Source organism: Acetatifactor sp. (assembly GCF_982438285.1).
On record NZ_CEWDFQ010000128.1, the window covers coordinates 1 to 8061 of the forward strand.

Here is an 8061-nt window from a genome sequence, read left to right on the forward strand (position 1 = left end):
GGGCACCAGATACTGAAGCATTTCCACGCCGATTCTGGTCACCTCCGGGTCCGTGGTAAAAAGGCTGTAAAAATAGATCCCCACATAATACAGCAGCGCGGACAGCACCACTGTGCTGCCAAAGCTCATGCCCAGGCACACTCTGACGCCCTTTCGCACCCGGTCATTTTTGCCCGCACCGTAATTTTGTCCCACAAAGGTGGTAACCGCTATGCCAAAGGCATTGATAATCATCCAGTATACGCTGTCAATCTTGCTGTAGGCAGTCCATGCAGCCACTGTGTCCGTGCCCAGGGAGTTTACGCTGGCCTGGATAATCAGGTTTGAGACACTGTACATAATAGACTGCAGGCCTGCCGGAAAGCCGATGCGGATAATCCTCACAAACATCCTGCCGTCAAACCGGATTTTTTTCAGCTCCAGCTGGTACATATCCCGGGTTCTCATGAGCACCGCAACCACCAGCACCACACTCAAAGCCTGGGAAATGATGGTGGCAAGAGCCGCTCCCGCCACTCCCATGTGAAAGCCCACCACAAAGAGAAGATCCAGCACAATGTTTGTCATGCAGCTTGCAATAAGAAAATACAGAGGCCGCTTGGAGTCCCCCACGGCGCGCAGAATCCCCGCTCCCATATTGTAAATCAGATTGCCTGTAAGACCTGCAAAGTAGATGCTGATATAGGTTATGGAGGGCGCCATCACATCCGCAGGCGTATCCATGGCCCGAAGAACCGACGGCGCCGCCGCGATCCCCACAACCGTCATCACTACTCCCGCCGCCAGGCTGAAGGCAATGGCGGTGTGCACCGCATAGCTTACCATCTCTTCCCTTTTTGCGCCGTAATACTGGGAAATCACCACTGTGGCGCCGCTTGAAAGCCCTACAAAGAAGCCTACCAGCACCTGTATAATGGTGCCGGTGCCGCCGCCCACTGCGGAAAGGGCCTCCTTTCCCACAAACCGGCCCACAATCATGGCATCCGCCGCATTATAAAGCTGCTGAAAAAAGGTACCAAATAAAATAGGGAAAAAGAAGAGGAGCAACTGTTTCCAGATAACTCCTTCCGTGATCTTGTTTTCGCTTCTGCCGGTAAATTTATTTTCTTCTGTATTCATGAAACACAAACCCTTCCATGCTTTACTTTCATCTCTGTCAGCATTGTAGCATTTCCCATCTGCTTTTACAAGTACACTTTTACAAGTATGTTTTTTCCAGCCGAAGATAGCGCTGCCCGTCCAGCTCCACAGTCTCCATCTCCTGAAAGCCAAGACGGCTGCAGAGCCTTCTGGAAGCGTTGTTTTCCGGACAGACCATGGCGTTCACCTTCTGAAAGCCCAGCCGTTCCTTCCCATATCTCAACACAGCCTGACAGACCTCAAAGGCAATGCCCTTTCGCTGCCAGGGCACGCCAATCACAAAGCCAAGCTCCGGTTCCGCAAAGCCTGCCCGGTAAGAAAAGCCTGCCCGGCCAATCACATTTCCCGTTTCCCGCTCTGCCACAGTCCACACTCCAAAGTCATAAAAGGCATAGACCTTTTCTGCGTACTCTCTCACATACTGCTTTTCCTGCTCCACCTGGGGATACAGACCCTCCGTATACTTCGTGATGGCGGGATGACTGTAAATTTCATAGAAGGCGTCCACATCCTCCGGCGTTGTCTCTCGAATCAGGCATCTTTCCGTGGTCAGAATTTCCCAGGGAAGTTCCACAAGCCTCCGATAGACTCTCTCAAAATACTGTGCATCCAGCTCCTGGGGCTCTTCCATAGCATATTTAAGACCGGAAAAATCCTCGCCGCCGTTTTTTTCGTGAAAATAGGCCAGAACCGGAAGCCCCAGGGAGCAAAGCTTTCCTGCGGCCGCCCCGCTGTCTGTAATCCACAGCATTCCTGACACATCCTTATGTTCAGGGACTTCTGCCTTTTGGCTGGCCTGTCCCTCCTTTTGGGGCACAATACACTCTGTCGTAAGCTCTATCCCCGCTTCCTGCAGCTTCCCTTTCAGTGTGAAAAACTTATCTTCACAGGTCTTTTCCTGCAATAAGACCCATATTTTTTGTAAATAATTCATATGGACGGCTTTCTCCTCTTTACGTTCCCGCCAGTTTCGGTTACAATACCCTTTGGAATCGCATCATTTTATCTAATTGCTAAGTAATTGTGAAACTTGCTTCTTTGTATCAGAAACTGGGCGTAATAACCAAAATAAGGGGGACTAGCCACTGCTCCGGAACCCGTTTTTGGTTATTATGACCATGTTCGTGACTTTACCAGCGAGTTTCGCAATTACCTATATCTAATTACATGAGAAAGGAAACGATTATGGCAAAAAATCCCATTGTCACCATCACAATGAAGGGCGGAGATGTGATCAAGCTTGAGCTTTATCCTGAGATCGCCCCTGTCTCCGTAAACAATTTCTTAAGTCTGGTTCAGAAAAAGTTTTATGACGGCCTTATTTTCCACCGGGTCATCCGTGGCTTTATGATCCAGGGCGGCTGTCCTGAGGGCACCGGAATGGGCGGTCCCGGCTACTGCATCAAGGGTGAATTTGCGCAAAACGGCGTAGAAAACTCCTTAAAGCATACTGCCGGCGTTTTGTCCATGGCAAGAGCCATGGCTCCCGACTCCGCAGGCTCCCAGTTTTTCATCATGCATCAGGACGCTCCCTACTTAGACGGCAGCTATGCAGCCTTTGGCAGGGTGATTCAGGGAATGGACGTGGTGAACAAAATTGCGGAAACAAGCACAGATTACTCCGACAGACCTTTAGAGGAACAGGTTATGGAGACCGTTACAGCGGAAACCTTCGGCGAGACCTATCCCGAACCGGAAAAGCTGCCCCGATAGGCGTTCATATTTTGTTTACAATTCATTCAAGATTTTTTTAATTCCCCATCATGCTTTAGACATTTCTATCTCCTATACTATAACCATAAGATAAAGAAATCACAAACGCCTATCACAGTTAATTGTTTATCAAAATAACTTTTTCATAATAAATGCCAGGGAAAGCAGTTCCCTGGCATCCTCCCTTTTCAGGGGAAATTTATGCTTTTCCAACAGAACCAAACAGCTCCATCTTTTCCTTTACGGTAGCCTTGATGGCCTCTGCACCCGGCGCAAGAAGCTTTCTAGGATCATATCCCTTACCCTGTTTGTCCTTGCCCTCCTCAATATACTTGCGGGTTGCCTCTGCAAAGGAAAGCTGGCACTCTGTATTCACGTTGATTTTTGCAACGCCCAGGCTGATGGCCTTTTTGATCATATCCGCAGGAATTCCCGTTCCGCCGTGAAGCACCAGAGGAAGCTCTCCCGTAAGCTGCTGCACTGCATCCAGCGTCTCAAAGCTCAATCCCTTCCAGTTTGCCGGATATTTTCCATGAATGTTTCCGATGCCTGCCGCCAGAAAGTCCACGCCCAGATCGGCGATGGCCTTGCACTCCTTGGGGTCTGCGCACTCGCCCATGCCTACCACGCCATCCTCCTCGCCGCCGATGGAGCCTACCTCAGCCTCGATGGAAATTCCCTTGCCGTGAGCGGCCGCCACAAGCTCCTTGGTTTTCTCCACATTCTCCTCGATGGGATAGTGGGAGCCGTCGAACATAATGGACGAAAAGCCGGCCTCAATACATTTATAGCAGCCCTCAAAGCTGCCATGATCCAGATGAAGTGCCACAGGGACATCAATATCCAGGTCCTTAAGCATACCATTTACCATGCCTACCACCACATGATAGCCGCCCATGTACTTTCCCGCTCCCTCGGACACACCGAGAATCACAGGGGATCTGCATTCCTTCGCAGTCAGCAGAATGGACTTTGTCCACTCCAGGTTGTTGATGTTGAATTGGCCTACGGCGTAATGTCCCGCCTTTGCCTTCTTCAGCATTTCTGTTGCAGATACTAACATATTCATACCTCCATACTGATTCATAATGTGAAAATAGCTTGTCTTTCGTTTTCAATATAACACAAAACGAAGCAAAAGAAAAGAAATTCTAGCCTTCAAAGTCTTGATTTGCTCCCACAAAGGAATTCGGCAACCTTTATTTCCCGGCCCGCGCCTCGGGAAGGGCCGTCCGTATCAGAATTTCTCTTTGTCTGTTTTCAATCTCCACCAGGGTATGGCTGCCGCCGTACTCCCCATCCCTGGTCCAGGCTACCTTTTCCGGGGATTCAAAGGTAACCCTGTTTGTGCGAAAGCAGTACATGGCATCCGTATCGATATCGCGATTTAAAAGGGATACCATAATATTATTCAGCTCAATGGGATTTTTAGGCTTTTTAATCAAGGTCACCTCAAACACCCCGTCGTCCAGCTTGACATTTTTCCCCGTAATCCGTTTAAAGCCTCCCACGGAAACAGAATTCGTCACCATGCCGAACATAAATTCATCCTCAATCACCTGATCCTCCCAGCTCACCTTCATGGAATAGGAGCGCACTGCGGGCAGGCGTTTCATTCCCTCCAGCAGATAGGCCATATGCCCCAGCAGATTTTTCATATCCTGTCCCGTCTCATAGGATACATCCGTAAACAATCCAAAGGCTGCAATATACACGAACACATCCCGGTTAAAGGCTCCGATATCACAGGGGAAATTTCTTCCATCCACGATCACCTGGGCCGCCTTCACCATATTTTTGGGAAGGCCCAGACTTCCTCCGAAATCATTGGTGCTTCCTGCGGGAATATATCCAATCGGAGTGCGCAAGCCGCTTTTTATCATGCCGGTCACTACCTCATCCAAAGTGCCGTCTCCTCCGCTGCACACAATCAGGTCATATTGATCCTTCCTTCCCGCTGCCAGCTTTACGGCATCTCCCCGTTTCTGGGTGGGGCAGATCGTGATCTCATAGCCGGCCTTTGCAAACACATCCAGAATATCCGCAAGTTTGCTTCTGATCTGTGCCTTTCCAGCCTTTGGATTGTATACAAAGAAAATTTTTCCCATAAATACCTTCCCTTCCGCCGAAACAGACATTTATTTTTCTCTAGCTCAAAAGGCGGAACCAACAGATGGACTCTATTGTTCCCGCCTCTTTGTATATGCTTATGCCTTCCTGTCCATTTAAAGGACAGCTTTCCCTTTTGAAAGGAATCTTCAAGCCACGCCGCTTAAAAATTTCTCAATTCCGTCCACTGCAGTTTTCTCGTCCACGCCTTCTGCAGTTACCACCAGCTCTTCACCGTTTTGCAGCCCAAGAGCCATCATTCCCATAATGCTTTTGGCGTTAATCCGCTTCTCGTTGCACTCAATGTAAATGGTGCTGTCATATTTGCTGGCCTCCTGCACCAGCAGTGCCACGGGCCTTGCCTCCAGCCCGTTTTCCAATTTGATCTGGATGCTTTTTTTTGTCATAATTTTTCCTCCTCTTTTTACGTCCTGATTCAGATGGTTATTTTATCCTGATTCTTTCAGCAATCTCACTGAGCTTCCGCAGTCTGTGGTTCACGCCGGATTTTCCTACCGGCGGTTCCAGATATTCCCCCAGCTCCTTTAAGGGGGCATCCGGGTTTTCCAGGCGGACCTCTGCCATCTGTCTCAAATTATCCGGCAGATTTTGAAAACCATAATGATCCCTGATATATTCGATATCTTCAATCTGTCTGGCGGCAGCGTTTACCGTCTTGGTAATATTGGCCGCCTCACAATTTACTCTTCTGTTGATGGAATTGCGCATCTCTTTCAGTATACGCAGATTTTCCAGCTTCATCAGGGATACATGGGCTTCACAGACATTTAAAAGATCCACAATGCCTGAGCCCTCCTTCAAATAAACGACGTAATACTTCTTCCGAAGCACAATTTTTGCATCTATATCAAATCCCTGTATCACACTCTGCAGTCTCTTTGCCTTCTCCTGGGTTGTGCAGACAAATTCCATATGATATCCCTTTCTGGGATCGCTGATGGAACCAATGCTTAAGAAAGCTCCTCTTAAAAATGCTCTCTGACAGCAGGAATTCTTGATCAGCAGATGGCTTACAGGCTCCTCCAGGTTTCCCAGCTTGGATAAAAGCTCCTGCATCTGCTCCTTACTGACTCCAGCACCAGTATCTATATTATATGTTTTTTCCAATAATGTAAAGCCTTTTCTTCGGGCGGCTTCATTTTCCATCTGAAATCCAATGGTATAATTGCCCTCACTATCGCGCCCATATTGACCGCAGTAGTTCATCATGGCCGCAAGCTCTGCAATCTGACAGTGCCTCGCGGGACTGATGTGTCTTGCCAGCTCCTCTTTTACCTCGCCTGAAAATGACATGAATTTTAAACTCCCTGAGAGACAACATCACGGTGATACAGCTTCATTCCATAGCTTCCCTTGTCCTTCATGCGCTTGTACAATTCATTGGCAAGGGTAACGCTTCTATGCTTTCCTCCGGTACAGCCGATGGCAATCACCAGACGGTATTTTCCCTCCTTCACGTAATTAGGGATGAGAAAGGCTATCATATCAATGAGCTTTTTCATAAACTCTTCTGATTCCGGAAATCCCATGACATATTCCTGTACTTCCCTGTCGTTTCCCGTTTTGCTCTTTAAGCCCTCCACATAAAAGGGATTGGGCAGGAACCGCACGTCAAACACCAAATCTGCATCCGCTGGAATCCCATGCTTAAAGCCAAAGGACATGACCGTTATCATGAGACTATTATATTCCTTGTTCCTGATAAAAATACGATCTAATTCTTCCTTTAATTCTCTTGTGAGCAGATTAGAGGTGTCAATCACATAATCTGCATTTCTGCGGATGGTCTCAAGCACCTTTCTCTCCCGGCGCACGCCATCCTCCACTCTGCCGTCCTGGGACAGGGGATGCACACGCCTGGTCTCCTTGTATCTTTTGATCAACGCATTTTCATCTGCATCCATGAACAATATTTCAAATTTGTAGCCCTTTTCTTTCAGGCCTTCCAAAATCCTGGTGACATCCTCGAAGGACTGATCCGCACGCACATCCAGACCCAGCGCCACCTTGCTGCTCTCACTGTTTGGCATGGCAATCAGCTCCACAAATTTCTCAATCAGAGAAACCGGAAGATTGTCCACGCAGTAATACCCTGCGTCCTCCAACATTTTCAGCGCCGTACTCTTTCCTCCGCCGCTCATGCCTGTCACTACAACAAATCTCATAGTCCTTAAAATCTCCCCAAAAATACGATCTCAGGCTGCAGCTCCACATGAAACATATCCTTCACGCGCTCTCTTATCTCATCCACTACATCCTTCACGTCTGCTGCCGTTGCCCTTCCTGTGTTCACTACAAAGCCACAGTGTTTGTCTGACACTCTGGCACCTCCGATCTGAAAACCCCTCAGACCCGCTTTCATAATCAGCTCACCTGCAAAATACCCCTCCGGACGCTTGAAGGTGCTTCCCGCACTGGGATATTCCAAAGGCTGCTTTTCCCTTCTTCTGGCCGCAAGGTCCTCCATTTTCTCCTGAATAAGCTGTCTGTCTCCACCCTCCAGCTCAAAGGCCACCTCTGTTACCACAAAGGGATGGTTTTTTATGGTGCTGGTCCGGTAGCCAAATTCCATGGATTCGTTATCCAGAATCAGCACTTCCCCGTCGCGGCTTGTCACAGTGACCTCTGTGACCACCTGGCTCATTTCTCCCCCGTAGGCACCCGCGTTCATCACAACGCCGCCTCCCACAGTGCCCGGTATGCCGCAGGCAAACTCCAATCCCGTAAGCCCATGCGCAAGAGCCGCCTTTGCCACCTGGGAGAGCAGCGCTCCCGCCCCTGCAATCATACGGCTTCCTTCCACCCTGATCTGGCTCATTTTTCTGCCGATCTGCAGAATCACGCCCCTGTAGCCCTCATCGCTTACCAATATATTACTGCCGTTACCCAAAATAAAAAAGGGTTCCTCTATGGCAGTCAGATATTTCTGCACCTTTAAAAGCTGCTCCTTATTTTCCAGCTCGATGAAGCAATCCGCTTCCCCTCCGATGCGAAAGGTCGTGTGCTCCGACATCCGTTCCCTCAGCCGGATGTTCTCTGACGGTACAAAGCCTTTTAACGCCTCAAGTGCTGCTTCAC

9 protein-coding genes are annotated in these 8061 nt (G+C 48.9%); 1 reads left to right on the plus strand and 8 read right to left on the minus strand.

Annotated features, from left to right (window positions below):
- Both AC1WIP_RS07920 and AC1WIP_RS07925 read right to left on the minus strand, forming a co-directional pair.
- Positions 1–1119, minus strand: a 1119-nt coding sequence (locus AC1WIP_RS07920) for an MATE family efflux transporter (protein WP_481141340.1), incomplete at its 3' end; no start/stop codon positions are given.
- A 79-nt stretch (positions 1120–1198) separates the two neighbouring features.
- Positions 1199–2074 (minus strand): GNAT family N-acetyltransferase, encoded by an 876-nt coding sequence (locus tag AC1WIP_RS07925; RefSeq protein ID WP_481141341.1) that lies wholly within the window; start codon positions 2072–2074, stop codon positions 1199–1201.
- 251 nt (positions 2075–2325) lie between these two features.
- Between AC1WIP_RS07925 and AC1WIP_RS07930 the strand changes: the two genes are divergently transcribed.
- Entirely contained in the window at positions 2326–2853 is a 528-nt protein-coding gene (locus AC1WIP_RS07930; RefSeq protein ID WP_481141342.1) for a peptidylprolyl isomerase, read from the plus strand.
- A 199-nt stretch (positions 2854–3052) separates the two neighbouring features.
- Here the strand turns inward: AC1WIP_RS07930 and fba are convergent, their stop codons facing one another.
- From fba to murB, 6 genes are all read right to left on the minus strand, one after another.
- Entirely contained in the window at positions 3053–3916 is an 864-nt protein-coding gene (gene fba, locus AC1WIP_RS07935; RefSeq protein ID WP_481141343.1) for a class II fructose-1,6-bisphosphate aldolase, read from the minus strand.
- A 136-nt stretch (positions 3917–4052) separates the two neighbouring features.
- Positions 4053–4961: a diacylglycerol/lipid kinase family protein gene (locus AC1WIP_RS07940; RefSeq protein ID WP_481141344.1), complete on the minus strand. Its 909-nt coding sequence runs from the start codon at positions 4959–4961 to the stop codon at positions 4053–4055.
- A 150-nt stretch (positions 4962–5111) separates the two neighbouring features.
- Positions 5112–5369, minus strand: a complete 258-nt coding sequence (locus AC1WIP_RS07945; RefSeq protein WP_318704964.1) for an HPr family phosphocarrier protein — start codon at positions 5367–5369, stop codon at positions 5112–5114.
- Positions 5370–5406: 37 nt separating this feature from the next.
- Positions 5407–6276 carry a DNA-binding protein WhiA gene (whiA, locus tag AC1WIP_RS07950; RefSeq protein WP_481141345.1) on the minus strand — a complete coding sequence of 290 codons (870 nt, stop codon included), beginning with the start codon at positions 6274–6276 and terminating at the stop codon, positions 5407–5409.
- 5 nt (positions 6277–6281) lie between these two features.
- Positions 6282–7148 (minus strand): RNase adapter RapZ, encoded by an 867-nt coding sequence (rapZ, locus tag AC1WIP_RS07955; protein WP_481141346.1) that lies wholly within the window; start codon positions 7146–7148, stop codon positions 6282–6284.
- 5 nt (positions 7149–7153) lie between these two features.
- Positions 7154–8061, minus strand: a 908-nt coding sequence (gene murB, locus AC1WIP_RS07960; RefSeq protein ID WP_481141347.1) for a UDP-N-acetylmuramate dehydrogenase, incomplete at its 5' end; no start/stop codon positions are given.

Bases quoted from the DNA above. Each gene is read 5' to 3' on its own strand.
- AC1WIP_RS07925 (WP_481141341.1), bottom strand. From the start codon at position 2,074: ATGAATTATTTACAAAAAATATGGGTCTTATTGCAGGAAAAGACCTGT.
- AC1WIP_RS07930 (WP_481141342.1), top strand. From the start codon at position 2,326: ATGGCAAAAAATCCCATTGTCACCATCACAATGAAGGGCGGAGATGTG.
- fba (WP_481141343.1), bottom strand. From the start codon at position 3,916: ATGTTAGTATCTGCAACAGAAATGCTGAAGAAGGCAAAGGCGGGACAT.
- AC1WIP_RS07940 (WP_481141344.1), bottom strand. From the start codon at position 4,961: ATGGGAAAAATTTTCTTTGTATACAATCCAAAGGCTGGAAAGGCACAG.
- AC1WIP_RS07945 (WP_318704964.1), bottom strand. From the start codon at position 5,369: ATGACAAAAAAAAGCATCCAGATCAAATTGGAAAACGGGCTGGAGGCA.
- whiA (WP_481141345.1), bottom strand. From the start codon at position 6,276: ATGTCATTTTCAGGCGAGGTAAAAGAGGAGCTGGCAAGACACATCAGT.
- rapZ (WP_481141346.1), bottom strand. From the start codon at position 7,148: ATGAGATTTGTTGTAGTGACAGGCATGAGCGGCGGAGGAAAGAGTACG.